This is a genomic window from Stenotrophomonas sp. YJH_SMC_73 (assembly GCF_059370155.1).
This window is the reverse complement of record NZ_JCAFTJ010000002.1, coordinates 17,318-39,955: the sequence shown is the minus strand read 5'-3', so window position 1 is coordinate 39,955 and position 22,638 is coordinate 17,318. Positions and strand designations below refer to the sequence as shown.

Annotated in this window: 23 protein-coding genes and 1 pseudogene; 8 read left to right on the top strand and 16 right to left on the bottom strand. The window is 65.4% G+C overall.

From position 1 onward, the window contains the following. Window positions 1–82: 82 nt before the first annotated feature. On the bottom strand, window positions 83–1,072 hold the full coding sequence (acuI, locus tag AC5P8R_RS03435) for an acrylyl-CoA reductase (NADPH) (RefSeq protein ID WP_032957399.1): 990 nt from the start codon (window positions 1,070–1,072) through the stop codon (window positions 83–85). Between the two features lie 103 nt (window positions 1,073–1,175). On the opposite strand from acuI, the gene AC5P8R_RS03430 reads away from it, so the two are divergent. The 6 genes and pseudogenes from AC5P8R_RS03430 to AC5P8R_RS03405 all read left to right on the top strand — a co-directional run bounded on the left by AC5P8R_RS03430 (window position 1,176) and on the right by AC5P8R_RS03405 (window position 5,979). Continuing rightward, entirely contained in the window at window positions 1,176–1,523 is a 348-nt protein-coding gene (locus tag AC5P8R_RS03430; RefSeq protein ID WP_014037677.1) for a winged helix-turn-helix transcriptional regulator, read from the top strand. 487 nt (window positions 1,524–2,010) lie between these two features. Further along, complete coding sequence (locus AC5P8R_RS03425) at window positions 2,011–2,418, top strand: hypothetical protein (RefSeq protein ID WP_134809047.1); 408 nt, start codon at window positions 2,011–2,013, stop codon at window positions 2,416–2,418. Between the two features lie 70 nt (window positions 2,419–2,488). Continuing rightward, window positions 2,489–3,352 (top strand): Smlt3025 familytype IV secretion system inhibitor, encoded by an 864-nt coding sequence (locus AC5P8R_RS03420; RefSeq protein WP_495222993.1) that lies wholly within the window; start codon window positions 2,489–2,491, stop codon window positions 3,350–3,352. Between the two features lie 31 nt (window positions 3,353–3,383). Further along, window positions 3,384–3,608, top strand: a pseudogene (locus tag AC5P8R_RS03415) (Smlt3024 family type IV secretion system effector); the annotation flags it as partial. 162 nt (window positions 3,609–3,770) lie between these two features. Then, complete coding sequence (locus tag AC5P8R_RS03410; protein WP_014647603.1) at window positions 3,771–4,637, top strand: Smlt3025 familytype IV secretion system inhibitor; 867 nt, start codon at window positions 3,771–3,773, stop codon at window positions 4,635–4,637. A 19-nt stretch (window positions 4,638–4,656) separates the two neighbouring features. Beyond that, complete coding sequence (locus tag AC5P8R_RS03405; protein WP_495222992.1) at window positions 4,657–5,979, top strand: Smlt3024 family type IV secretion system effector; 1,323 nt, start codon at window positions 4,657–4,659, stop codon at window positions 5,977–5,979. A 245-nt stretch (window positions 5,980–6,224) separates the two neighbouring features. Here the strand turns inward: AC5P8R_RS03405 and AC5P8R_RS03400 are convergent, their stop codons facing one another. From AC5P8R_RS03400 to AC5P8R_RS03370, 7 genes are all read right to left on the bottom strand, one after another. After that, complete coding sequence (locus tag AC5P8R_RS03400) at window positions 6,225–6,602, bottom strand: EF-hand domain-containing protein (RefSeq protein WP_014647601.1); 378 nt, start codon at window positions 6,600–6,602, stop codon at window positions 6,225–6,227. A 27-nt stretch (window positions 6,603–6,629) separates the two neighbouring features. Further along, complete coding sequence (locus AC5P8R_RS03395) at window positions 6,630–7,028, bottom strand: hypothetical protein (RefSeq protein WP_197621176.1); 399 nt, start codon at window positions 7,026–7,028, stop codon at window positions 6,630–6,632. A gap of 90 nt (window positions 7,029–7,118) precedes the next feature. Beyond that, on the bottom strand, window positions 7,119–9,083 hold the full coding sequence (locus AC5P8R_RS03390; protein ID WP_495222991.1) for a MacB family efflux pump subunit: 1,965 nt from the start codon (window positions 9,081–9,083) through the stop codon (window positions 7,119–7,121). Then, entirely contained in the window at window positions 9,080–10,270 is a 1,191-nt protein-coding gene (locus AC5P8R_RS03385) for an efflux RND transporter periplasmic adaptor subunit (protein ID WP_046431376.1), read from the bottom strand. Before AC5P8R_RS03385 ends, AC5P8R_RS03390 begins: the two co-directional genes overlap by 4 nt. 135 nt (window positions 10,271–10,405) lie before the next feature. Further along, window positions 10,406–10,855 (bottom strand): hypothetical protein, encoded by a 450-nt coding sequence (locus AC5P8R_RS03380; RefSeq protein WP_080053038.1) that lies wholly within the window; start codon window positions 10,853–10,855, stop codon window positions 10,406–10,408. A gap of 303 nt (window positions 10,856–11,158) precedes the next feature. After that, window positions 11,159–12,508 (bottom strand): sensor histidine kinase, encoded by a 1,350-nt coding sequence (locus AC5P8R_RS03375; RefSeq protein WP_197556815.1) that lies wholly within the window; start codon window positions 12,506–12,508, stop codon window positions 11,159–11,161. Then, the gene (locus AC5P8R_RS03370) at window positions 12,508–13,182 is read right to left on the bottom strand and encodes a response regulator transcription factor (protein WP_014647595.1); all 675 of its coding nucleotides are present in this window, start codon (window positions 13,180–13,182) and stop codon (window positions 12,508–12,510) included. Before AC5P8R_RS03370 ends, AC5P8R_RS03375 begins: the two co-directional genes overlap by 1 nt. A gap of 210 nt (window positions 13,183–13,392) precedes the next feature. Here AC5P8R_RS03370 and AC5P8R_RS03365 point away from each other — a divergent pair, with 210 nt between their 5' ends. Further along, the gene (locus tag AC5P8R_RS03365) at window positions 13,393–13,674 is read left to right on the top strand and encodes a hypothetical protein (protein ID WP_329890004.1); all 282 of its coding nucleotides are present in this window, start codon (window positions 13,393–13,395) and stop codon (window positions 13,672–13,674) included. An 80-nt stretch (window positions 13,675–13,754) separates the two neighbouring features. On the opposite strand, the gene AC5P8R_RS03360 is transcribed toward AC5P8R_RS03365, so the two are convergent. The 4 genes from AC5P8R_RS03360 to AC5P8R_RS03345 all read right to left on the bottom strand — a co-directional run bounded on the left by AC5P8R_RS03360 (window position 13,755) and on the right by AC5P8R_RS03345 (window position 17,837). Continuing rightward, entirely contained in the window at window positions 13,755–14,225 is a 471-nt protein-coding gene (locus tag AC5P8R_RS03360; protein ID WP_032957414.1) for an outer membrane lipoprotein, read from the bottom strand. Next, a complete protein-coding gene (locus AC5P8R_RS03355) occupies window positions 14,222–14,788 on the bottom strand; it encodes a putative periplasmic lipoprotein (protein WP_032957416.1) in 567 nt (188 codons plus the stop codon). Before AC5P8R_RS03355 ends, AC5P8R_RS03360 begins: the two co-directional genes overlap by 4 nt. A gap of 189 nt (window positions 14,789–14,977) precedes the next feature. Beyond that, entirely contained in the window at window positions 14,978–17,119 is a 2,142-nt protein-coding gene (locus AC5P8R_RS03350; RefSeq protein WP_495222990.1) for a TonB-dependent siderophore receptor, read from the bottom strand. A gap of 73 nt (window positions 17,120–17,192) precedes the next feature. Then, entirely contained in the window at window positions 17,193–17,837 is a 645-nt protein-coding gene (locus tag AC5P8R_RS03345) for a TetR/AcrR family transcriptional regulator (protein ID WP_046431363.1), read from the bottom strand. Window positions 17,838–17,919: 82 nt separating this feature from the next. Between AC5P8R_RS03345 and AC5P8R_RS03340 the strand changes: the two genes are divergently transcribed. Next, complete coding sequence (locus AC5P8R_RS03340) at window positions 17,920–19,443, top strand: FAD-dependent monooxygenase (RefSeq protein WP_495222989.1); 1,524 nt, start codon at window positions 17,920–17,922, stop codon at window positions 19,441–19,443. A gap of 7 nt (window positions 19,444–19,450) precedes the next feature. Here AC5P8R_RS03340 and AC5P8R_RS03335 read toward each other — a convergent pair whose 3' ends face one another. The 4 genes from AC5P8R_RS03335 to AC5P8R_RS03320 form a co-directional block, all read right to left on the bottom strand. Continuing rightward, on the bottom strand, window positions 19,451–21,154 hold the full coding sequence (locus tag AC5P8R_RS03335; protein WP_495222988.1) for an ATP-binding protein: 1,704 nt from the start codon (window positions 21,152–21,154) through the stop codon (window positions 19,451–19,453). Window positions 21,155–21,532: 378 nt separating this feature from the next. Then, window positions 21,533–21,781, bottom strand: a complete 249-nt coding sequence (locus AC5P8R_RS03330; RefSeq protein WP_014647589.1) for a hypothetical protein — start codon at window positions 21,779–21,781, stop codon at window positions 21,533–21,535. Window positions 21,782–21,895: 114 nt separating this feature from the next. Beyond that, window positions 21,896–22,141, bottom strand: a complete 246-nt coding sequence (locus tag AC5P8R_RS03325; RefSeq protein WP_032957423.1) for a hypothetical protein — start codon at window positions 22,139–22,141, stop codon at window positions 21,896–21,898. A gap of 125 nt (window positions 22,142–22,266) precedes the next feature. Next, entirely contained in the window at window positions 22,267–22,536 is a 270-nt protein-coding gene (locus AC5P8R_RS03320; RefSeq protein WP_197621172.1) for a hypothetical protein, read from the bottom strand. Window positions 22,537–22,638 lie beyond the last annotated feature (102 nt).

The window sequence follows — 22,638 nt, the reverse complement described above, 5'->3', positions numbered from 1 at the left end:
GCTTGGCATGGCGCGCTGGGATTCCGGTCACTCGCGCACGCGCGCCAGCGATGGCATTGCACCCTCGCCGGCGCGGCAGGCGTCAGGCGTTCACATCCACGACAATGCGGCCACGCACCTTGCCGGGGATGATCTGCTCATAGACATCCAGCACCTCGGCGAGGCCGATCTGCTGCACGGTGCTTTCCAGCTTCTGCGGGTCCAGGTCGGTCGCGAGCCGATCCCAGGCGCGCTGGCGAACCTCTTGTGGGGCATTCACCGAATCCACGCCCGCAAGGGTCACATTGCGCAGGATGAAGGGCAGCACCGAGCCGTGCAGTGCATCGCTCTGGGCCAGGCCACAGGCGGCCACGGCACCGCGGTACTTCGTTTCGGCGATGGCATTGACCAGCGTTGGGCCGCCGGCCACATCCACCACGCCGGCCCATCGCTCGGCACTCACCGGCCGCTCGCGCGGCTCCGAAAGCTGCGCACGATCGATGATCTCGGCCGCACCCAGGTTGTGCAGATACTCGGCGTGCTCCGGCCGCCCGGTGGCGGCCACCACGCGATAACCCAGCTTTGAAAGGATCGCCACCGCAATCGAGCCGACGCCGCCGTTGGCACCGGTAACCAGCACATCGCCCTGTGCAGGCGTCACCCCTGCATGCTCCAGGGCCAGCACGCACAGCATCGCGGTATAGCCAGCGGTGCCGATGGCCATGGCGTCGCGGGTGCTCAGGTTGCCGGGAATCCGGTTGAGCCATTCGCCGCGTACGCGGGCGCGCTGTGCCAGGCCGCCGTGGTGGCCCATGCTCAAGTCCCAGCCATTGAGCACAACGCGGTCGCCTGGCTTGAAGTCGGGCGTGCTGGATTCCAGCACCACGCCTGCCAGATCGATGCCGGGAATGAGCGGGAACGTCCGGATGACCGGACTCTTGCCGGTGAGGGCAAGCGCATCCTTGTAGTTGAGCGTGGAGTACTCGACCTGTACCAGGACGTCGCCGTCCACCAGGTCGGCTTCATTGAAATCGACCAGTTCCGTGGATACGCCGTCGTTCGTCTTGCGGGTCAGCAGCGCCTTGAAACTCATGGTTGGGGGCTCACGTTCAGTGGATGGCCCCATGCTAGGCTCGCACCGTTATCGCAACAAGAACGACGATTTTCCGTAGGTACTATGGTTTTCCGGAGTATGCATGCGTAGCAAACGGTGGGACGGCAAGAGCGGTTGCGCGGTGGAAGTCACGCTGTCGGTGATCGGCGGCGTGTGGAAGCCGATCATTTTGTTTCACCTGATGACCGGCAAGCGGCGTTTCATGGAATTGACGCGACGGGTGCCCAATGCCACCCAGTCCATGCTCACCAGCCAGCTGCGTGAACTGGAAGCCGATGGCGTGGTGATCCGCCACGTGTACCCGGAAGTGCCGCCGAAAGTGGAATACGAGCTGTCCGAGTTCGGGCGCACGCTGGTACCGGTGCTGCTGGCCATGCGCGAGTGGGGTGAAACCTATCGTGGCTATCAGAGCACCCAAGGCGATAGCTGAAGGCTGAGCGGCCTTGCGCTTGCCGCATGCGGGTTTCGCGAACGCCCACAGCCAGCGGCGGGTCTTTGGCACCGGCAGCGCGCATGTCGTATACGGCTGGACAGGGCGTCCGGAAAGTACGCGTCGATAGGAGTCGCCTGCTGGCGAAGAACGCCAGTCAATGGACAACTCGACATCCACTGACGCAACCAACGTAGCGACGTGATCGATCAGGATTTCCCTGCTTTCCACCGCCGGTTCAGGGCGGTAACCATGGCCGCGCCAAAGCATTCGCCGTGGCCGGGATTGGCGTCCCGAACTTACGTAGTACAAGGCGTCGTAGTTGCAACGTATGTTGCGATCACGACAATGCACCTTCTGTCAGTTCATGGCGGATGGTGCGTGGGGGTCTTAGGGCCCGTCGGCTTTCGTACTACGTATCCGGCACGCCAACCCGCACCGTCCGCCACCTTGCATCTGCAGGTGGCCACATCGTGAGGTTGCCGTCATGCCCGAACGTCTTCCCGACCATCCCCGCCTGCACGCGCTGCTGGGTGCCGCTGTACTTGATCTTCCCGCTGCCTTGGCCGAAACGCTGGAGGACGCGCTCCGCGAATCCGCCGAGTTCGTCACCCCATCGGCATTCTTTGCACACCTGAAAGGCCACGGCAGGAACCTGCGCGCCGATGGCGAGGCCTGGGTTGAAATGCACCTGAGCCCTGGCCGCGCCTTCGACATGGCCCTGGCGACCCGCAGCGTTTCGGGCATCACGGCGTTGACTGCGGTGCTGCACGCTGCGCATGTGGCGCGGGAGAGCGACGATCCTGCCTGCTGTCCCTCCGCCGCCGTGGTCGAAGGCCTGTTCAACGCCTGCCAGGCGTTGTCGCTGCAGGTGGAACGCTGCCTGGTGCCGTGAAGGGCTGCGACGCGGTTCCGTTGACGCCCGGTTCCCTATAGTGGCGCTGGAACCCTGCAATGGAATGCCCATGCACGTGATGTCCCCGAGCCGTTGCCTGACGCTTGCACTTGCCGTCGCGGTGAGTGCCGGCGCGTGTGCGCGGCCGCCGTCCACCGAACACGAAAGGAATCCCGCCATGTCCGGCGCAACGCAGACCGGCCGCACGATCAACGGCCACACCTATACCGATGCCCCCGTGGACGTGAAGCTCGGGCCGAACACCTTCCGCATTCCGGCCAACTACCTGGACAGCCAGATCGCACCGTGGCCCGGCGAGGGCGTGACGCTGGTCATCGAGTGGCCGGACATGAAGCCGACGGCGCCGGGTGCCCGGGCGAATCCGCGTACGAATGATTTCCGGAAGGAGATTCCCATTCGGATCAACTACGTTGATCGCGTTCCCGTCGAAACACTGCTCTCAAGGCTGTCGTCAAATGAAGCCATCACGGAGGAGGGTTCTGTGGAAAGGGAGGATCCCAGGGACCGTCTCGATCAACGCGTTGCACAGCCGGAAACGTTGGGCCTGACGCCCTATGCAATCGATGAAGCGAAGATGGTGGTGTACGCGAAGCAGTATGAGGCGCGGTACGGAAAGCCGCCTGTGCGCAATCCCGCTTACGAAAGAGACTGGTACATCGCACGGCAGGGCGACGGCCGGATCAGCTCGTTCATCAAATGTGACGGCGAGAAATTCCGACGCGACGGCGTGCGGCTGGAGGGGCGCGAGGTGATCAGTGAGCCTGGGGAAGTAGCAGCTGGCTGCGTTCATTACTTCGTGGACATCGACAACAAGCTGTCCGTCAGCCTGGACTACAAGAGAGCGTTTCTGAAGGACTGGAAGCGCATGGAAGAGGCCGTCAGGGACGTCATTGCGCGCACCCGGTCCAAGTGATCGGTGATTCAAGGAAGAGGATGGGAAGGGTATGAGTGGATTGACCGAACGCGATCTGAGCGTCCTTGGCAGCTATGCCAGAGACGGCAACCGCGAGCTTTACTGGAACTACCTGTCGCAACTGCCGGGAGCCGATGGGTACGGGACACTGGCACTGGGTGTTGTACGCAATGACAGCCTGCCGGGACGCGTGGCGAACTCCTATGCACAGGACTACGCGAAGACCCAGCAGGAAGAGGGATCCCGGTTTTCAAATACCCCAGCCATGCGGATGGCCCGACCGGCACCATGGGTGAGCCGGGCATGTGCTCGGGCCTAAGTGGCTTTCGCCTAGGCCTTCGAGCCTTGGGGCGCGGACCCTTCGTTCGCCTCCGCAGTTTTACCTATAATCGATTGGGAACTCTGCAATGGAATGCCCATGCACGTGATGTCCCCCGGCCGTTGCCTGACGCTTGCACTTGCCGTCGCGGTGAGTGCCGGCGCGTGTGCGCGGCCGCCGTCCACCGAACACGAAAGGAATCCCGCCATGTCCGGCGCGACGCAGACCGGCCGCACGATCAACGGCCACACCTATACCGATGCGCCCGTGGACGTGAAGCTCGGGCCGAACACTTTCCGCATTCCGGCCAACTACCTGGACAGCCAGATCGCACCGTGGCCCGGCGAGGGCGTGACGCTGGTCATCGAGTGGCCGGACATGAAGCCGACGGCGCCGGGCGCCCGGGCCAATCCGCGTACGAATGATTTCCGGAAGGAAATTGCTGTGGCGATCGACTACATCGATCGTGCGCCAATCGAAACATCATTGGAGCGATTGTCCTCCAACCAGGCATCCACCGAGGAAGGATCGGTGGAGCGAGGGGATCCTCGGGATCGACTCGATCTGCGTATTGCGCGGCCCGACGTCATGGGACTGACGCCTTACGCCATCGATGAAACGAGGATGGGGATTTTCTCGAAGGAATACGAGGCACGCTATGGAAAACCGCCCACGCGTAATCCTGCCTATGAAGATGATTGGTACATCGCGCGCGCTCCAAACGGCAGTCTGACCACATTCATCAAATGCGAAAGCACGGCGTTTCGGGGGGATGGCGTTCGCCTGCAGGGCGATCAGGTCATCAGTGAGCAAGGGCAAGCCGCTGCGGGGTGCTTCCACTATTTCTCGGATGTGGAGAACAAGCTTTCCATCTCGCTGAACTACAAGCGGGCCTTCCTGGCGGACTGGAAGCGGATGGAAGATGCGGTGCGGGATCTTCTCGCGCGCTCCCGCGTCCGGCAGTGAGTGCATTCAGGAGCAGGCGATGGGCGGATTGACGCAAGAAAATCTCAGGATTCTGGCCAGCTATGCCAAGGCCGGAAACCGTGAGTTGTACTGGAACTATCTGTCGCAGCTGCCAGATGCGGATGGCTATGGCACGCTTGCGCTGGGTGTTGTTCGCAACGACAGCCTGCCAGGCCGCGTTGCAAACAGCTACGCACAGGATTACGCCCGAGATCAGGAAGGCAAGGGCTCCAGCTTTCCCGACGCGCAGCTGAGCGAGCGGCAATGGGAGATGTTTGGGCAGACGCTTCTGCGCCAGGACCTGGAGCGACGCCTGTTCTGGATGGAGCAGGGGCGTCCCGAATTTGCACTGAATCTCCCCGGCAAGGACGTGATGCTGGCACACGACCGGGCATTCGAACGGCATGAACTCGATCCCAACTGCTGGACGCCGCGCGTGTTGCTGCAGGCGGCTGAGCAGAAGAGCGGCCCCGAGAAGCTGGAACAGATCTGGACCAACATGCTCAACAATGACTACGCCGGAGGCCCGCGCGTAGGCAACACCAGCATCGATGCCATCAGCCAGATGGGATGGACGAAGGGTGGGCAATACCTGACCCGGTTGAGCGTGCTGGAAGCCACCCAGGCACTGGAAGGGCGCTCGGCGGTCGATCCGAACGTCATCGGTGGCAACAGCTACTACGCGATGTACTTCGAAGCGGACAGGAAATGGGCCAGTGTCAGCGCGGGTGGTGGCCACATGTCGATGCGTGAGATCACCGATCCGGCCCGCATCGCTGAACTCAACGACGCGCGCGAGGTTCGTCTGGAACGGCAGGAAAAACGTACCCAGTTCCACCCGGACGACCCGTACCGGACCATCACCCGCAGCCCGCTGACCGCAGCCGTGGACGACGTGCCGGATCCCGCGCAGGTAGCGACCCGTCTGGCCGACATTGGACCCGGCCACCGTGAGTACGCATTGATGCAGCAGGTGCGCGAAGGCGTGGCCGCGATCGATGCCGGCGCCGGGCGTACCCACGACGAGAACAGCGAGCGCCTGGTGGCGAGCGTGATGGCCTTGGCGCGCCACAACCAGCTCGAACGCGCCGACCATGTGCTGCTGAGCGCGCGGACTGCCGATCACCCGGCCGGCCGCAACGTGTTCGTGGTGCAGGGCGAGTTGAATGATCCGGCGCATCTGCGGGCCTCCATGCCCACGGACCGGGCGGTGCAGACGCCGGTCGAGCAGTCACTGCAGGCCCTGCAGGCAGTCGGTGCGGATCGTGAACAGGCACACGCGCAGCGCCAGCAGGAGGTCGATGCGCAGGCGCGCGACATCCCGGCGATACGGATGGGCTAGGGTCCCGGCCTGTCGCAGCCTCGCCTCACGCGGTCTTTGCAACTCGGTGCGCGGGCATTGCTGAGTTCGCTCGGCGACCGACGCGTACCAGCTGGGTAGATGTCCGCCTGGGTGGATGCCATTTCACCGCTGCGGTAGCCGCCCACTTTGGTGGGCATTCTGGCCCTGGCGCGCGGTGACGCAGCCGTGCCCACCAGGGTGGGCACCCACCAAGGCGATGTGGATTGGCATCCAGTACCGGGGCGCTACCTCGCCGGGGCGTCTGCCGTCTGCGCGGCCACCATGGCCTGCTGCATCTCCTTCAGCGACAGATAGCCATCACCATCGGTGTCCAGGCCCGCAAAGTACTTCGCAATCTCCGGCACCAACGTGGCTTCATCCTTGCTGATCCTGCCATCCTTGTTCGTGTCCATGGCACTGAACGCGGCGTCGATCGAATCGGCCTGCTTGCTGAAGCGCCCCTGCTGGAATCTGGTGTATTCGGCCTTGTCGACGCGCCCATCCTTGTTGGTGTCCATCGCTGTGAACGTGGAATCGATGTAGGCCTGCTTCGGGTCAGCCGGCGCGGCCTGGGAGGCCAGCGGAGCGGCGCACAATGCGATCAACAGAGCGGTCTTCTTCATGGGTCGTATGTCCTTGAGATGTGCAGGTCAGCGGCAGGGATAGGTGTAGCCGTCGGCGCCGCGATAGGTATCGTTGCGGCGGTCATAATTGCCGTAGCGGCGAATGCAGTAGTCGGCGCGTTCGCGGGTCTCGCGTTCGCGCTTGGCGGCTGCGGCAATCACACCGGCCACGACGGCTGCGCCCACCACGCCCACCACCACACCGGTGGTCTTGGCATCGTGGCGGCGCTCACGTTCCCGGTCACGCTCACGCTCGCGTTCACGACGCTCCCATGCATCACGATCGCGGTCACGGTAGTCCTGGTCCCACTGCGGGTTGTAGCGGTTACCGCGTTGCGCATGGGCGTCGCCGGAGTAGGGCAACAGCAGCATCAGTTGTGCAGCCGCTGCCAGCAGAAGTGCGGTTCTTCGTGGTTTCAGAGACATCGTCCAGCTCCTGTGCGGACATTGTTGGTAGCTCCAGTAGAGCCCGCAGACATTGCGCGAACCTGCCGTCACTGCAGGTAACGTCACTGGCTATCGAACGAGTGCTTCGACCGGGTCCAGCTGCGCGGCGCGGCGTGCTGGCAGGAAGCCGAAGCCAATACCGATCAGGCTGGAACAGGCGAAGGCGGCCAGGATCGAATTGGCGGAGAACACAAGGCTGAAACCCACGTTGGCCAGCGCCAACCCTGCCCCCAATGCCAGGGCCACGCCGATGCCGAGCACGCCACCGAGCAGGCAGACCAGGACCGATTCGATCAGGAACTGTTGCAGGATGTCGCTGCGCCGCGCGCCCACCGCCATGCGCACGCCGATCTCGCGTGTTCGCTCGGTCACCGACACCAGCATGATGTTCATCACTCCGATTCCGCCCACTACCAGCGCGATGGCGGCGATGGAGCTGATCATCATGGTCAGGATGCCGGTGGTCTGTTCGATGGACTGGCGGATCTGCGCGTTGTTGCTCATGTAGAAATCGGTGCTGCCATGGCGGCGTGCCAGCAATCGTCCGATGGCGCGCTCGGCCGCCTCCATGCTGATGGCATCGGAGACACGCACGGTGATGCTGGAAACGTGGCTCTGCCCGAGCATGCGCGCCATGGTGGTGGTGTAGGGCAGCCACACCCGCAGCAGCGAGGCATCGCCGACCGCGCCGGCGTCCTTCTTCACCACGCCCACCACGCGCACCGGCACGTTGCCCAGCAGCAGGGTCTGGCCGATGGGATTGTCCACCGCAGCGAAGAAGCGGGCGCGGGTATTGGCATCGATCACCACTACCTGCTGGTAGCCGGCCACGGCGGCCGGGCCGAAGAAGGCACCTTCGCCCAGCTTCAGGCCATGCACGCGGAAGTACTGCTCGCTGACGCCATGCACCTGCACGCTGGCCGAGCGGTTGCCGCGCAGCGCGGTGCCGGTGGTGGCCACGCCGGGTGTAGCGCTGTCCACGAACGGCTGCCCGGCCAGGGCCACGCTGTCGCCGGGGGTGAGCGTTTCCACCCGCGCCGAGTGCAGGTCGCCGAAGCCGGACCCGGGATAGATCTCGATGGTGTTGGTGCCCAGCGAGGAAATGTTGGACAGGATGGCCTGGCGCGCGCCGGTACCCAGCGCGACCACGGAGACGACCGACGCAATGCCGATGATGATGCCGAGCATGGTCAGGAAGGTGCGCATGCGGTGCGCGTTCATTGCGCGCAGGGCCATGCGGAACGCCTCTGTAAAGCGGTCACGCACCGCCTGCCAGCCGCTGCCACCGCCGCGCTGCGGCGGGGCCGCCGCTGACCCATCCACGGCAGAGACCCTGCCCGTGGCGCGATCATCGACAACCCGGCCATCGCGGATCTCGATGATGCGATGAGCATGTTCGGCCATGGCCATGTCGTGCGTCACCAGCACCACGGTGTGGCCCTCGGCATGCAGCTCGCCCAGGATCTTCATCACCTCCCTGCCGGAGTGGGTGTCCAGTGCACCCGTCGGCTCATCGGCGAAGATCACCGCGCCGCCGTTCATCAGTGCGCGCGCAATCGAAACACGCTGCTGCTGGCCACCTGACAGCTCGCCAGGCAGATGCTGCATACGTTCGCTCAGGCCCAGCCGCGCCAACAGCTCGGCCGCGCGGGCGCGGCGGGTGGCCGCCGCCATGCCGGCATAGATCGCTGGCACTTCTACATTGCCCAATGCGGTCAGGTCGGTCAGCAGGTGATAGCGCTGGAAGATGAAGCCGAAGTGCTCGCGGCGTAGTTCGGCCAGTTCATCGGGCGACATCTGAGCGGTTTCGCGTCCGGCGATCTGGTATGCACCGGCGGAAGGGCGATCGAGGCAGCCGAGGATGTTCATCAACGTGGACTTGCCCGAGCCGGACTGGCCCACGATGGCCACCAGTTCGCCTGCGTGGATGTCCAGGTCCACGCCATCGAGCACGACCAGCGTCTGTTCGCCGGCCGCGAATTCGCGGCGGATGCCGCGTACGCGCAGCAAGGGGGCGGTGGCGGATGTGCTCATTTCGACGGCGCGTGTGCGGTAGCGGCTTCGTCCCGGGCCTGCGCCAGCACCACCTGTTCGCCCTCTTTCAGGCCGCTGCGTACCTCCACCTGGATCTGGTCGTCCAGCCCGATGGTGATGCGGCGCGCATGGGCGTGCCCGTCCGCGCCACGCACCTGTACGCTGTAGCTGCCATCGGCCGCGCGTGCACCGAGCGCAGCGGAGGGCAGCGTCAGTACGTTGTCGGCGCGACCCAGCACGATGCGCACCTGCGCGGTCATGTAGCTGCGCAGGCGGCCATCGGCGTTGGCGACGTCGAACTGCCCGTTGTAGTACATGGCGGTGCGGCTGCCACCGCCGGTCGCGGGTGAAGCAAGGGCGGAGGCGTCTTCCTGGGTGATCGATTCCGGAGCCGGGGCGATGTCGCGCAGCGTGCTCCTGTAGCGACGTCCCGCGTCGCCAAGAATGGTGAAGTACGCTTCCTGACCAACGGACGTGTGCACAACATCCGCCTCGGAGATTTCCGCGTAGACCGTCATCACGTCCTGGTTGCCCAGCATCACGATGGTCGGTGCGCTCTGTACCGCGTTCACGGTCTGCCCCTGGCGCGCCACCACGGCCAGCACGGTGCCGTCGGTGGGGGCGGTGATACGGGTGTACTCGAGGTTGGTCTGTGCGATATCCACGTCGGTCTGCCGCTGCACGATCTCACCTTCCAGCGCGGCGATCTGTTCCCGGGTGGCATCGACCTTGGCCTTGGCCGCATCGACGTCGGCGCGTGCCACCAACTGCGAGGTCACCAGCTGCTGCTGTCGATGCAATGTCAGCTCGAACTGGCGCAGGTCGGTGGCCAGCGCATCGCGGTTGGCGCGCGCGGTGCGCTGTGCTGCCTGCGCACTCAGCAATGCGTTGCGCTGGGTGCGCGAATCGATATCGGCAATCGGATCGCCGGCCTTCACCTTGTCGCCCAGCTTCACATGCAGGGCCTCGATGCGGCCGGAGACCTGCGCGCCCACGCTCACCAGCCGCGAGGGCTTCAGTGTTCCAGTGGCTTCAACGACCTGTTCAATGTTGCCCCGGGTTACCGGTGCCACCTGCAGCTTCGGTGGTGGTACGGGCCGGAGCCAGGCGAAGAGTGCCAACGTTGTGCAGAGGAGTGCGGCAGCAATGATCAGCACACGGCGGCGGCTGCGCGGTGTGGCGCTCATCGGCGCGGCATCCGGAAGAGACAGGGCATCGTGGATCCTCGAGACTGCTGGAATGCACGCCTGGGGTGACAGGTGTGGATGGTGGTCGAGTCTCGATGCGCTGGATTGCGCGAACCTTGCGATGGTGCAGGCGTGTCAGTGGGCAATGCCCTGCGTGAGCAGTGCCATCGCGATGAACTGGATCATGCTACCGAGCGCCAACAGCACGTGGCGGAGGCGTTGCGCCGGCGTGGGCAGGGTCGAAAGCTGGCACAACGCGCCGACCAGCAGCACGGTGCAGACCGCAACCGGCAGGGTTGCGGTGGCGGCGACGATCGCGATGATCATCAACGTGGCAGCAAGCATCACGGCGGCTGCGCGCGTATCCAGGGTCCGCAGCAGCGGGGGAGCTGGGCGTAGTGCAGCCCCTCGCCACACGGCCAGCATGTGCAGTGCGGCATGCACGGCGACGAACACCAGCACGGCAGTGGCCGTTGCATGCGCGTGCCGATACGCGGAAGCCACCAGCGCAAGGCCGGGGAGCAGCAGGAACAGCGCGGCGAACAGGCGGATCAGCACGCCGGCCCGCTCGCGTTCGGGAATCATCCGCAGCCAGTGCGGCCAGTGTTCCAACCCACGCGCGCGGCCTGCATGCGCGCGGCAGTTCCATGCTGCGGCGGTCAGGCTGGGCGTATTCCGAGGCGGCGGGGCAGGGGTGGAAGAGGGCGGTGGAAGAGCTCCCTGTGTCACATGCAGGCTTCCTGTCAGTTCCGGACGCAGCACCTGCTGTGCTGCTCACCTGGATGCTGGGCAGCGAACATTGCCGCAACCTTGCGCATCAACCGCAGTCCTGGCGCGCGGACAGCCAGTAGTCATCCGCGCATAGTCATCCACGTGGAAGCGATGCGCTCAGTACTCCGGCGCCAATGCGCTGGTGACGCCTGGATGCACGGGGAACTCGATGCGGATCAGGGCGCCACCACCGGGCGCATCCAGAATCGTGACGTGGCCGCCGTGGCGGTCGATCACCTGCCGCACCAGGTTCAATCCCAATCCGGCGCCTGTCTGCCGGGGCCGCAGGCGTTGGAAGGGCTCGAACACGCGTTCGCGCTGGTCGACTGGAATGCCGGGTCCATCGTCTTCCACCTCAAGGCAGCTGCCCTGCACGCGCACGATGATATGGCGTCCACCGTGCTCGGCGGCATTCAGTACCAGGTTGGAGAGCACCCGTTCGATGGCACCGGACTCGCCCAGCACCGGGAAGTTCGGTTCCACTGCCACGGCGACCGTCTTGTCGGACTGGATCAGCAGGGGGGCCAGATCGGCGACGACCCGCTTGGCCACGCGGGCCAGGTTGAGGGAGTCCTTCGGTCCATCGGCTTCCATGCGGTGCAGGTCCAGGAGCTGCTCGGCAAGCGTTGCCAGCCGAGCGACTTCCACCGCCAGGCTGCGTGAGGTGGAATCGTCGGTGGCGTCGATCTTCACCCGCAGGATGGCGATCGGTGTACGCAGCTCATGGGCGGCGGCGGCGATGAAGCGGCGCTGCCGTTCGTGCCCTTCGTCCAGTCGGTCCAGCGCTTCGTTCACCGCGGTCACCAGCGGTGCGATCTCCACCGGTACGGCGGTTTCTGTCAGACGGATGCCGCGACGGCTGGCAGAGATGTTGCGGGCTTCCTGCGCGATGCGCTCCACGCCAGCCAGGGCGCGGCGCACGATGATCGGGGTCAGGATGATGGTGGCCAGGCCCAGCAGCAGGAAGATCGGCAGGGTGATGATGTGTGCGGCCAGCGCCATCTGCCAGGTCAGCGAATCGGTTTCGCCATGGGCCATGATGGTCAGCTTGCCGGCCGGACCGCTGTGCTGGCGTATCACCACGGCCAGGCCGTCGTTGCGGCCGCGTCCGCGCAGGTCGCCATAGGGAATGCCGTCGAGGGCGCCGACCAGCGAGGCGTAGGCGGGCGGAACGTGGCCGAATGTCACATGTTGGCCCTGCTCATCCTCGGCGATGAACCACGCGCCGGGGACGATCTTCAGCAGCTCGTCCAGCGCCGGCGTGCGTTGCACATACAGCTCGCCCTTGCTGTCCCGACGAACGGCCTCTGCCGCCACCGGGGCGAAGGTCTGGATGGTGTAGTAGCCGCCGCTGTCGACACGCACCAGCACCATCAGCAATGCGAAGAAGGCCACCAGCAGTGCGAGCAGCTGGTAGATCAGGGTTTTGACGATCAGCGGGCGCTTCAGTGAGGGACGAAGCGCCATTACTTCGTTTCCCGCATCAGATAGCCGACACCGCGGATGGCATGGATTTCCACCCCCGCATCCGCGTCGGCCAGCTTGCGCCGCAGGCGTGAGACATGCGAGTCCAGCGTGTTGGAATGGATGCCGTCGTCGAAGCCGTACACCGCCATCTCGATGGATTCGCGAAGCACGGTGCGGCCCAGCCGGCGGGCGAGGGCCGCCAGCACGCGGATCTCGCGGCGCGGAAGCTCCAGTCGCTGTCCGCCCACGCTGGCTTCGCCCGAGGTGGGGTCGAACAGCAGCCGGCCGATGCTCACCGGCTCCACCTGCATGCCGCTCGGCCGGCGCCCGGCCGCGCGGATCCGCGCGAACAGTTCTTCCAGCGCGAAGGGCTTGGCCAGGTAGTCGTCGGCGCCCTCATCCAGGCCGGCGATGCGGTCCGGCAACTGTCCCAGTGCGCTGAGCACGATGATCGGCACCCCCGGATTGCGCCCGCGCAGCACGGGAATGAGCCCCAGCCCGTCACCATCGGGCAGGGTGCGGTCCAGCAGCACCAGGTCGTGTGATCCGGAAAGTGCTGCTTGGCGGGCCAGTGCCAGGGTGCTGGCCAGGTCCACGACGTAGCGCTCCCGCTGCAGGGCAGACTTCAGGGTGGCAGCCAGTTCGGCTTCGTCTTCGATCAGCAGGATGTGCATCGGCAGGCGTCAGGCGGGAAGGAGGCATAAGGCGGGCGGCAAGCGCCGGCACCGTATTACAGGAACATTGCGTGAACATGGCGTTCCTTCGGGGCCTGCCGGTGACGCCGCAACACCCGCTGCGGCGCGGGCCGCCCGGCGCAAGGTTCGCGCAATCCGCGCACTCCAGCCTTGGCGCCCGTTCGCTGATCCCCAACCCCTGGAGTGCCCATGAAGTTGTTCGTCCCGCTGTTGCTGGTTGCCGCCTTGAGTGGCTGCACCACTGCCAGAATGACCGTCACCCCCGATGGCCGCCGTGGTGTTTCCATCGACTGCAGCGGTTCCAGTTCCTGGAGTGGCTGCTACGAAAAGGCCGGGCAGATGTGCCCAGGCGGCTATGTGGTCTTCAGCAAGGATGGCGATGAAGGAAATGCCATCGCGGTGGGCAACAGGAACGGCTTCACCTCTACCCAGATGGCCACCCGCTCGATGCTGGTGTCCTGCTCGCACTGACCTGGGCAGGGGAGGTGGGTTGCCACCTCCCCCTCGATATCCAATACAACGATGCCCCTCGAAAGGGGCATTGTTGGGGGTTACGGCGCTGTCTTCGCTTGTCGCGGATCGGCAATGATGCGCGAGGGCGATCCATACAGCACCAGGACCCGCATGCCGGTGGTGAACACCGGATCGGGGCCCTGCACAACCGTCATCAGGTTGCCGTTCTCCGTCTGCACAACATATTCCAGGCCCTTGGCCTGCGAGAGTGCGCGTTCGGAGGCTGCACCGGCAATAGCTCCGACCACGAGGCCGCCAATGGCACCGATGGCCGCCCCCTGGTCGCTGCCGCCGATGGTGGAGCCGGCCACACCGCCAGCCGCAGCGCCGGCAACGGCACCGCCGCCCTGTGAACCGTCAATACTGACCGCGCGGACGCTGATGACCGTACCGCCGACAGTTCGATTGACCTGTCCCACTGAACCGATGGAATAACTGTCCGTACGCACATTTGGCGCGCAGGCCGTCAGCATCGCAGCAACGGATGCAGCCACCAGCAGGCGCTTCATGGCGCTTCCTGCTTGTTCGGGAACATCGGCTTGGTAATGTCCACGGTTTCCAGCGCCTGCAGGAACTGGGCGATGTTGTTCTGTGCTGAGCGGCTGATCGACTCGCGGGCACGGATTACCCCTGCGAAGGCATAGTTGAACGGAACTTCGCCGGATGCGCTGACATCCTGGGTGTAGACGATGCTGCCGGTTGCACGATCGATCAGCTCGTAGCGGGCGATCGTCTTGGTGGTCATCGATGCACCGAAGCTGGGAATGTCGATCGCCAGAATCTTCACCGACAGGCTCAACTTCACCGGTGCATCGTCGCGGAACACCGCCATCTTATTGAGCGCTTCGGTCAGCGCGTTCTGCCACATCTGCGGCACTTCGTGCTGGGCCTGCGCGGGAATCTTGCCCTTGGCTTCATCCGGACGTGCCAGCGTGACCGTCAGCGACTTCAGTTCGCCATCAATCTTCTTGCTGCTGACCCCGACGTTCGGGACCGAGAAATTGAGCGGCGGATTGGTGGTACAACCCGCCAGCGACACGGCGATGATCGCCGCGAACAGGAACTTCTTCATCCATTTTCCCCTGTGACTACGTTGAAACATCCATGGTGAATCGTGTGTTCGTCGGCAACGTCGATGCTGCACCGCAGCGGTCGCATGAAGACGTGGCTGACTGCGCGCAAGGATACCTGAATTGGGGTGGTTTACCGTCCGGGCAGGCGGCACGCTGGCACGAGATGCCGGCGACGCAGGTGGCTCCGCTCAGAAGCTGTAAGCCGCCTGCACATACACCCGCCGCGGCTCGCCCGGGAAATGCCCGTTGCGCTCGATGAAGCCGCTGGCCGCGTACACCTTGTCGAACAGGTTCTTGACGTTGGCCTGGAACTGCCACTGCTTCCACGTGGTCTTCCAGCTCATGTCGAATACCGTGTATGCCTTGACCGCCTGCCCATCCAGGCTGACACGCTCGCCCACATGGTCGGCGCCGAAGCCGATGGCCGAGTTGATCGACGGCAGGTCGTAGCGCGTCCACACGCCGAGCTTGTTGCGTGGCGCATTGGCGAAGCGGTCGCCGGAGGCATTGGTGATGCCGTTCGGTCCGGCACCCTTCACCCGTGCGTCGTTGTAGGCGTAGGTCAGGTTCACCACCCAGCGCTCGGTCACGTCGGCCAGCAGGTCCAGTTCCATGCCCGTGCTGCGTACCAGGCCCAGTGCAGCGAGTTGGTTTACCCCGCCGATCACCTCGCCGGTGGCCTGCACGATGTTGCTGCGGTCGATGCGGTAGGCCGCCATGTTCAGGGTCACACGGTCGGCCAGCAGGGACTTCAGGCCGACTTCCCATTGCCTGCTGCGCTCCGCGTCGAACGGTCCGCCGGCCGCCGGGTTCTGGTTGGTGGCACTCTGCGGCACGAAGCCGCTGGCGATGTTGGCATACAGGTTCACGCCGTCCCGGACGGTAAAGGTACTGCCCAGGCGCCAGCTGAGATCGTTGCCATCCACGCTGCTGCCACCCATGCGGTCCTGATCCTTGAAGCCATCCCAGCGCAGCCCGGCCAGCACATGCCAGCGCGCGCCCAGTGCCAGCTCATCCTGCAGGTAGCCGCCGTAGCGCTTGCTGCGGGTGGCGGTGCTGCGCCAGGGCAGAGCGGCCAGGTTGTAGTCATGCCAGGTGCTCGCGCCATAGACCGGGTTGAACAGGTCGATGCCCCGCACCGGGCCGGCGCCGCGTGCCAGGTCGGCGCTGTTGGCGGTCTGCGCGGTGAAGTCGGCGTCGAGCTGGTACACGTCGGCGCCGAACAGCACCTTGTGTTCGATACGGCCGGTGTTGATCCGCCAGACGGCATTGCCGCTGGCGGTGAAGGCAGTGTTGTCACGGATCTGGTTGCGCAGCTGGCGCGTCATCCACTCGGCCACGCCGTCGCGGTCACGATCAATCAGCCCCATCGGCTCGTGGTACATCTGGTGCTCGTTGTTGCTGAACCAGCGCGCAGCAAGATCCACGTCCAGGTTGTCGCGCGGTGCGAAGCGATACTGCGCCAGTGTGACCTTGGCGCGCATGTCGAGGAAGTCACTGGCCTCGTTGTGGTTCCAGCGGCGGTCGGTCAGGAAGCTGCCGGCATCGTTCACCGGCACGCCGCGCAGGCGGTTGCCGCCCAGGTTCTGGGTGATGTCGGTGAACTGCAGCACCAGTTCGCCGGTCTGGCCGACATCGAAGGCCAGCGAGGCATCGCCGATCACGCTTTCGCTGTCGGCATTCCAGCGCACGCCCTGCTCGCTGTCGGCATACAGGCCGGCGCGATAGCGAATGCTGCCGCTGGCATTCAAGGGGCCGGTGCCTTCGATCGATCCGGCGCGGAAGTCCTTGTCGCCTGCCTGCAGCTCGATGCGGCGTTCGGCGCGCGCCTTGGGCTTGCGCGTTACATAGTTGATGACACCGCCCGCATCACCACCGCCGTACAGCGCACCGGCCGGACCTTTCAGTACTTCCACGCGTTCGATATTGAACAGTTGCGGCACCGAGAAGCCCGCATAGGGATCACCACGCAGGCCGTCGTAGAGAACGTTCTCCTGGCGGAACCCGCGCAGGGTGACGCCGGCATAGCTGAAGAAGCTGATGCCGCTGATGCTGCGGTACAGATCGGTGACCTGGCGCGCGGCCTGGTCGTCGATCAGCTCGCGCGGCACGACCTGGATCGACTGCGGCACCAGTTCCAACGGGGTATCGGTGCGTGTGCCGACGGCCGCATCGTTGGCGCGGTACAGGGTCTGCGCGCGGCCGCGGACTTCGACCTTGTCCAGGTCCTTCGGGGTGTCAGCGGAGGCCTCGGAGGCCAGTGCAGGCGTAGCCAGGGAAAGGGGCAGCGCCAGGCAGAGGGCGTGCTTGAGCGGGGTTGGAAGCGGCATGAGGGGGTCGGGGCGGGCTGCAAATGAGAAAGAGTAGCATTTGCAACGCTTCGTGACCTATCCCCCGATTGCGCTATGGACGCAGGCCCGGGTCGGTATATGGGGTGCCGGCCAAGGCCACCAGCACGCCGGTGCCACCGCGCACGATCAGCTGCAGCATCGCTTGGCGCGGATCCTCGCCCCTCTGCTGGCTGGCCAGTCCACTCTCATAGGCGGCCACCATCGACGCCAGCAGCATGGCTGCGCCCAGGCGTGCCTCCGCGTCCTGCGCGGGCCGACCGGCCGCGTCGGCCATCAGCTGGGCCAGGTCGTCGGCCAGCTGTGCCTGCAGCCGTCGCGCGTGCGCCACCAGCACCGGACTGTCGGCCACGGTTGCCCAGAAGGCCGCTGCACCGGAGTTGATCCGTAACAGCGGATGGCCGCTGTCCAGCAGCTCCCGCACCAGCGATTGGAAGGCGGCCAGCGGGGCCATGCCACGGCGCGCCGCCATGCCTTCGCGAAGCAGGGTCCGGGCCTCCTCATCGCGGTCGAACACCAGGTCTTCCTTGCTGGCGAAATAATTGAAGACCGTCTTGCGCGAGACCCCCGCCGCATTGGCAATCTCGGACATGGACACGGCTTCGAAGCCGCGGCGGATGATCAGTTCGGTGGCGACGTCCGAAATGGTCTGTCGGGTCTCGGTCTTGCGCTGCTCGCGGCGGCCCCGGGGCGGGATCATGGGCGGTTCACTTGTGGAAACGTACACCGAGTGTAACATTGGCGTCGCCAGAGCGCCGGCCCGGCGCTCACAGGGAAATCCCATGTTGTACGACGTCGTCATCGCCGGGGCCGGCCCGGTCGGCCTGTTCCTGTCCTGCGAGCTGGCCCAGGCCGGCTGTTCGGTCCTGTTGCTGGAGCAGGCAGTGTCGCCCGAGACACCCTTGAAACGCCTGCCCTTTGGCTTGCGCGGCTTGAACGCGCCCACCCTGGAGGCCCTGGATCGACGTGGCCTGCTGGATGCGGTTGCCGCCAGTCAGGTGCTGAAGCCGGACAACGGCGCACCGCCGCCCGGCACCGCCCATTGGCTGGCGCAACCGCGGCCGCTGGGCGGCCACTTCGCCGGCATTCCTTTTGCGCTGGACAACGTGGACAGTGCGCGCTGGCGCCATCGCCTGCCGACGCCGGTGCCCACCCAGATGGCGGTCGAGCTGCAGTCGCTGGAGGCGGTGCTGGCCGAGCGTGCGGTGTCACTGGGTGTACAGATCGAGCGTGGCTGCACGGTGCAGGCGGTGTACGCACGCGAAGCACAGATGGTGGTCCAGACCGGTCGCGGGCTGATGCGGGGCCGCTGGCTGGTCGGTTGCGATGGCGCCCGCAGCACGGTACGCAAGCAGTCGGGGTTCGTGTTCGCAGGGACGGCGCCGGAGTTCACCGGGCACACGCTGCAGGTCGAACTGGCAGACCCGTCGGTGCTCGTCCCGGGGCGTCAGTTCACCGAACACGGCATGTGCAATTTCAATCCGCCGGGCATGCTGGCGCTGGCCGATTTCGACGGTGGCGCCGGCCATCGCACGCCGCTGGACCGGCACACCGCCCAGGCGCTGCTGCGGCGTGTCTCCGGGCGAGAGGCAACGATCACGGCGTTGCATCTGGCCACCACATGGACCGATGCCGCGCGCCAGGCCACGGCCTATCGCAGCGGCCGCGTGCTGTTGGCCGGTGATGCCGCGCACATGCATTCGCCGTTGGGCGGGCAGGGGCTGAACCTCGGCATCGGCGATGCGATGAACCTGGGGTGGAAGCTGGCCGCGGTGGTGCGAGGTGATGTGGCAGAGTCGCTGTTGGACAGCTATCAGGCTGAGCGCCATCCGATCGGCGCCCAGGTGCTCGACTGGTCACGTGCACAGGTGGCGTTGATGCGGCCAGGCCCCGGGTCGCGCGCGCTGGCGGCGGTCATCGCCGACCTGGCCGCGACCCGCGACGGTGCCACCTATCTCGCCGAGCGGCTGTGGGGTGTAGCACCGCCACCGGTGCTCGACGGCAGCCATCCGCGGGTTGGCCGAAGCGCACCGGACGTCCAACTGGCTGATGACCGTCGGATGGGAGAGCTGCTGCGTGCAGGGCAGGGCGTGCTGCTGGGGCTCGATACCGGCGATCCGCTCGGTCCGATCATTGAGCGCTGGCAGCGGTCGGTCACCTGCGTGATGTCCACGGCGCGCGACACGCTGGGACTGGGCGCCGTGCTGGTCCGCCCCGACGGTATCGTCGCCTGGGCCTGCGATGCTGGCGGTGACACGTCGGGGCTGGAGCCTTCGCTGGAACGCTGGTTCGGTTCGCTGCGGTGACTGCCCGCTAGGGCGACGCTACCACGGCCTGCGCGCAGCGCCCGGCTTCGGTCATCACCGAGGCCAGCTGCTTCAATGAGTAAGGCTTGCGCAGCAGGGTGAAGCCATGGCCAGGGTCCCGGGCCAACAGTTCGCTGTAGCCGCTGGTAAGGATCACTGGAAGCCCAGGCAGGCGGCTGCGGATGGTACGGGCCAGATCCAGGCCGTTCATGCCAGGCATCACTACGTCGCTGAACACTACATCGAAGCGGGAGGCATCCCGTTCGAGCTCCGCCAGGGCCTCGTCCGCATTGTGCGCAAGTACCACGTTGTAATCGAGCTCGCGCAGGGCGCCGACGGCAAATTCGGCCACATCGACGTTGTCTTCCACAACCAGCACGCAGACACCGTGACCATGCTGCAGCCCCGGTAGCGTCGCCGGCCGTTCCGTCATTTCTCTCGCCTGCGCCAGCGGCAGGTACAGGGTGAAGCGGGTACCGGCGCCCGCCTGGCTCTGCACGTCCACCTCGCCTTCTGACTGCTTGACGAAGCCGAACACCTGGCTGAGGCCGAGGCCGGTTCCGGCGCCGACGCTCTTGGTGGTGAAGAAGGGCTCGAAGATGCGGTCGACGACGGCGGGGTCGATGCCTGCTCCGGTGTCGGTCACGCTGATCGCGGCGAAGTCGCCCTTCATCGGCGCGGCGAAGCGCACCGAAGGCACCGCGGTTACCTGCTCCACCTCGATGGTCACCCTGCCGTGCCCCTCGATCGCATCGCGCGCGTTGACCGCGATGTTGATCAATGCAGTGTCCAGCTGGGTCCGGTCCAGCAGCACCGGCAATGGCGTGCCGGGCAACGTCAACGACACCTGGATGCGTGCACCCAGTACCGTGGTGATGATGTCCGAAAGCGCGTGCACGCTCTCGCAGAGATCGAAGACCTCCGGCGACAGGCTCTGGCGACGCGAGAACGCAAGCAGTTGCGCGGTCAGCTTGGTGGCGCGGTCCGAGGCTGTGGCAATGGCCTGGATGTAGCGGCGCCGGGTGTCGTCTGACGGCCACGTGTGCAGGAGCATGTCCACCGAACCGGTGATGACCTGCAGCAGGTTGTTGAAGTCGTGGGCCACACCGCCGGTGAGCTGGCCGATCGCCTCAAGCTTCTGCGACTGGCGCAGCTGCTCGCGGGCGCGCACCAGTTCCAGATGGGCCTCCCGCGCCTGCTCGGTGATCGCCGCGACCTGGCGGCTGTGCAGGTCGCGCTCGATCACCCGTTCGGTTTGCTCGCTGACCACGCACAGGATACCGGCGACACTGCCGCAGCCGACGCGCAGCGGTGAATAGGAAAACGTCCAGAATGTTTCGCGCAGCGTGCCGTCGCGATCCATCATCAATGGCAGGTTCTTGAAGCTGCGGCTGGTGCCGGCAAAGGCGTCGTCGACGGCATGCACCACGTCCGGCCATACGTCCGCCCAGACATCCTCCAGACGGTTGCCCATCGCGCCGTGCAGCTTTTCCCCCAGCATCGGCAGATAGGCATCATTGAAGAAGAACGCCTTGTCTTCCTTGCCCCAGGCAAGCCACAGGGGTTCCGGCGAATCCAGGATCATCGCCAGCAAGGTGCGAAGTTCGGCGGGTGCGCTTGCGGCAGTGGCCGAGCGGGCCCATTCACTGTCCTGCAGCAGTCGGTAGGCGAGCTGATCAGGTGCAGAGACTGGCAGGGGAAAAGGATGCATGGCCGCCATTGGCGCAGGGAGGTGGCGCAGCATAGCCGAGCGCATGTCATGACGCCCTGCACACCGTGGGCATGAAGGGCCTCGCCACTTCGCCGTTGACGTGGCAGGGATGCACCCTTTGTTCAGCAGGTTGCCGCTATCGCGGCGCAGCGCGAAGGGAGGCGAAGCTGGCCTGATCGGCGGGTCTAGCCCTTACGACCTGCCTGCGCGGTGAGCACATCCCGGCCAGCCTCGGTCAGATCGATATCCCCGTCTTCCGCCTGTACCGCCCATCCGGCGGTCACCGCCCACGTTGCGGCATCGCCGCGCACCGGCTCTGCAGCGGCGATTGCCTGGAGTATTTTCCGCTGTTCCGCAGTCATTTCCACGTGGCGGCCCTCAGATACCCAGCAACGACGCCGGTTGCCAGTCCGACAGGCGGGCGTGGCTGACCGGTTGATGGCAGCCGCACCCGTCACAACGGAACAACGCCCCGCCCGGAAGTTGCACCAGGTTGTCTTCGCTGGCAGAGCTGGTCGACGAGCAATGCCGGCAGGTGACCGTGAGCGCAGTGATGCGCTGCACGCTGCCCGATAGATCGAACACGGCCTCGAACGCGCGAATGACAGGGTGGGCAGTGTCCGGCATCTGAGTCTCGACAGGGTGGGGAGACCTCATCGTCGCGCGCCGGCTGTGATGGAGCAGTCAGCCGGATGCATGGGCGCGATCAAGACAGGCGCGGCAACCGGGCGCGCACCTTCGTCAGGGATTGTTCTTCTTTCCGCTCAGGTCCAGCGGCTTGTCACTGCCCTTGCGCTCGCTCGACCACACTTCCATGCCCTTGTTGCAGCGGCTCTCGCGGGCAGCGACCTCGGGCGGCAGGTCCTTCAGGTGCGGCGACTCCTGGCAGGCTTGATGCATGTTGCTGTCGTCATAGGTGGCGCAGGCGCTGAGCGATGCGAGGGCGATGGCAATGAGGGTCACGCGGAGCGGGGGCTGCAGGTTCATGGGGGGGCCTCGGGTGATGCCGGGATGGCCATGGAATTCAAATCCGTGACACCGGGCATGCACAATCGGACCAACCGCACTTGTTATTCTATAACAGATGCGCGATAGTCCGGTCCCTGCCGGCGTCAGGCGATGCAGATCACCAGTATCGTGCACAGCACCAGCATCAGCACGAACACGCGCCGGCTCAGTGCCAGGCAGGCCAGATAGGCTGCGAGCGCCCACGCTGCCAGCAGCGCGCAGGCCATCACCCATAGCCCGATACCCATCATCGAACCCGTCGCCAACGCAGACAGTGCGATGGCCTTGAACAGCGCCACGCCCAACACGCTGCCCAGCATGCCGGCCTGCAAGGCGATGGCATCATGGCGGGCAGGTGCGCGATGGGGGGGCATTGCGGGTCCGGTACGGGCCGAGAGCGCGGCGTCGGCTGCACTGTGCCCAAATGCACATCCACGAAATGTGTTCATCGCGCGCGAAGACCGCGATGAAGCCCG

Bases quoted from the DNA above. Each gene is read 5' to 3' on its own strand.
- AC5P8R_RS03410 (WP_014647603.1), top strand. From the start codon at position 3,771: ATGCACGTGATGTCCCCCGGCCGTTGCCTGACGCTTGCACTTGCCGTC.
- AC5P8R_RS03360 (WP_032957414.1), bottom strand. From the start codon at position 14,225: ATGAAGCGCCTGCTGGTGGCTGCATCCGTTGCTGCGATGCTGACGGCC.
- AC5P8R_RS03365 (WP_329890004.1), top strand. From the start codon at position 13,393: ATGAAGTTGTTCGTCCCGCTGTTGCTGGTTGCCGCCTTGAGTGGCTGC.
- AC5P8R_RS03420 (WP_495222993.1), top strand. From the start codon at position 2,489: ATGCACGTGATGTCCCCGAGCCGTTGCCTGACGCTTGCACTTGCCGTC.
- AC5P8R_RS03390 (WP_495222991.1), bottom strand. From the start codon at position 9,083: ATGAGCACATCCGCCACCGCCCCCTTGCTGCGCGTACGCGGCATCCGC.
- AC5P8R_RS03400 (WP_014647601.1), bottom strand. From the start codon at position 6,602: ATGAAGAAGACCGCTCTGTTGATCGCATTGTGCGCCGCTCCGCTGGCC.
- AC5P8R_RS03385 (WP_046431376.1), bottom strand. From the start codon at position 10,270: ATGAGCGCCACACCGCGCAGCCGCCGCCGTGTGCTGATCATTGCTGCC.
- AC5P8R_RS03405 (WP_495222992.1), top strand. From the start codon at position 4,657: ATGGGCGGATTGACGCAAGAAAATCTCAGGATTCTGGCCAGCTATGCC.
- AC5P8R_RS03320 (WP_197621172.1), bottom strand. From the start codon at position 22,536: ATGCCCCCCCATCGCGCACCTGCCCGCCATGATGCCATCGCCTTGCAG.
- AC5P8R_RS03395 (WP_197621176.1), bottom strand. From the start codon at position 7,028: ATGTCTCTGAAACCACGAAGAACCGCACTTCTGCTGGCAGCGGCTGCA.
- AC5P8R_RS03325 (WP_032957423.1), bottom strand. From the start codon at position 22,141: ATGAACCTGCAGCCCCCGCTCCGCGTGACCCTCATTGCCATCGCCCTC.
- AC5P8R_RS03355 (WP_032957416.1), bottom strand. From the start codon at position 14,788: ATGAAGAAGTTCCTGTTCGCGGCGATCATCGCCGTGTCGCTGGCGGGT.
- AC5P8R_RS03425 (WP_134809047.1), top strand. From the start codon at position 2,011: ATGCCCGAACGTCTTCCCGACCATCCCCGCCTGCACGCGCTGCTGGGT.
- AC5P8R_RS03375 (WP_197556815.1), bottom strand. From the start codon at position 12,508: ATGGCGCTTCGTCCCTCACTGAAGCGCCCGCTGATCGTCAAAACCCTG.
- AC5P8R_RS03345 (WP_046431363.1), bottom strand. From the start codon at position 17,837: ATGATCCCGCCCCGGGGCCGCCGCGAGCAGCGCAAGACCGAGACCCGA.
- AC5P8R_RS03380 (WP_080053038.1), bottom strand. From the start codon at position 10,855: ATGATTCCCGAACGCGAGCGGGCCGGCGTGCTGATCCGCCTGTTCGCC.
- AC5P8R_RS03350 (WP_495222990.1), bottom strand. From the start codon at position 17,119: ATGCCGCTTCCAACCCCGCTCAAGCACGCCCTCTGCCTGGCGCTGCCC.
- AC5P8R_RS03370 (WP_014647595.1), bottom strand. From the start codon at position 13,182: ATGCACATCCTGCTGATCGAAGACGAAGCCGAACTGGCTGCCACCCTG.
- acuI (WP_032957399.1), bottom strand. From the start codon at position 1,072: ATGAGTTTCAAGGCGCTGCTGACCCGCAAGACGAACGACGGCGTATCC.
- AC5P8R_RS03340 (WP_495222989.1), top strand. From the start codon at position 17,920: ATGTTGTACGACGTCGTCATCGCCGGGGCCGGCCCGGTCGGCCTGTTC.
- AC5P8R_RS03430 (WP_014037677.1), top strand. From the start codon at position 1,176: ATGCGTAGCAAACGGTGGGACGGCAAGAGCGGTTGCGCGGTGGAAGTC.
- AC5P8R_RS03330 (WP_014647589.1), bottom strand. From the start codon at position 21,781: ATGCCGGACACTGCCCACCCTGTCATTCGCGCGTTCGAGGCCGTGTTC.
- AC5P8R_RS03335 (WP_495222988.1), bottom strand. From the start codon at position 21,154: ATGCATCCTTTTCCCCTGCCAGTCTCTGCACCTGATCAGCTCGCCTAC.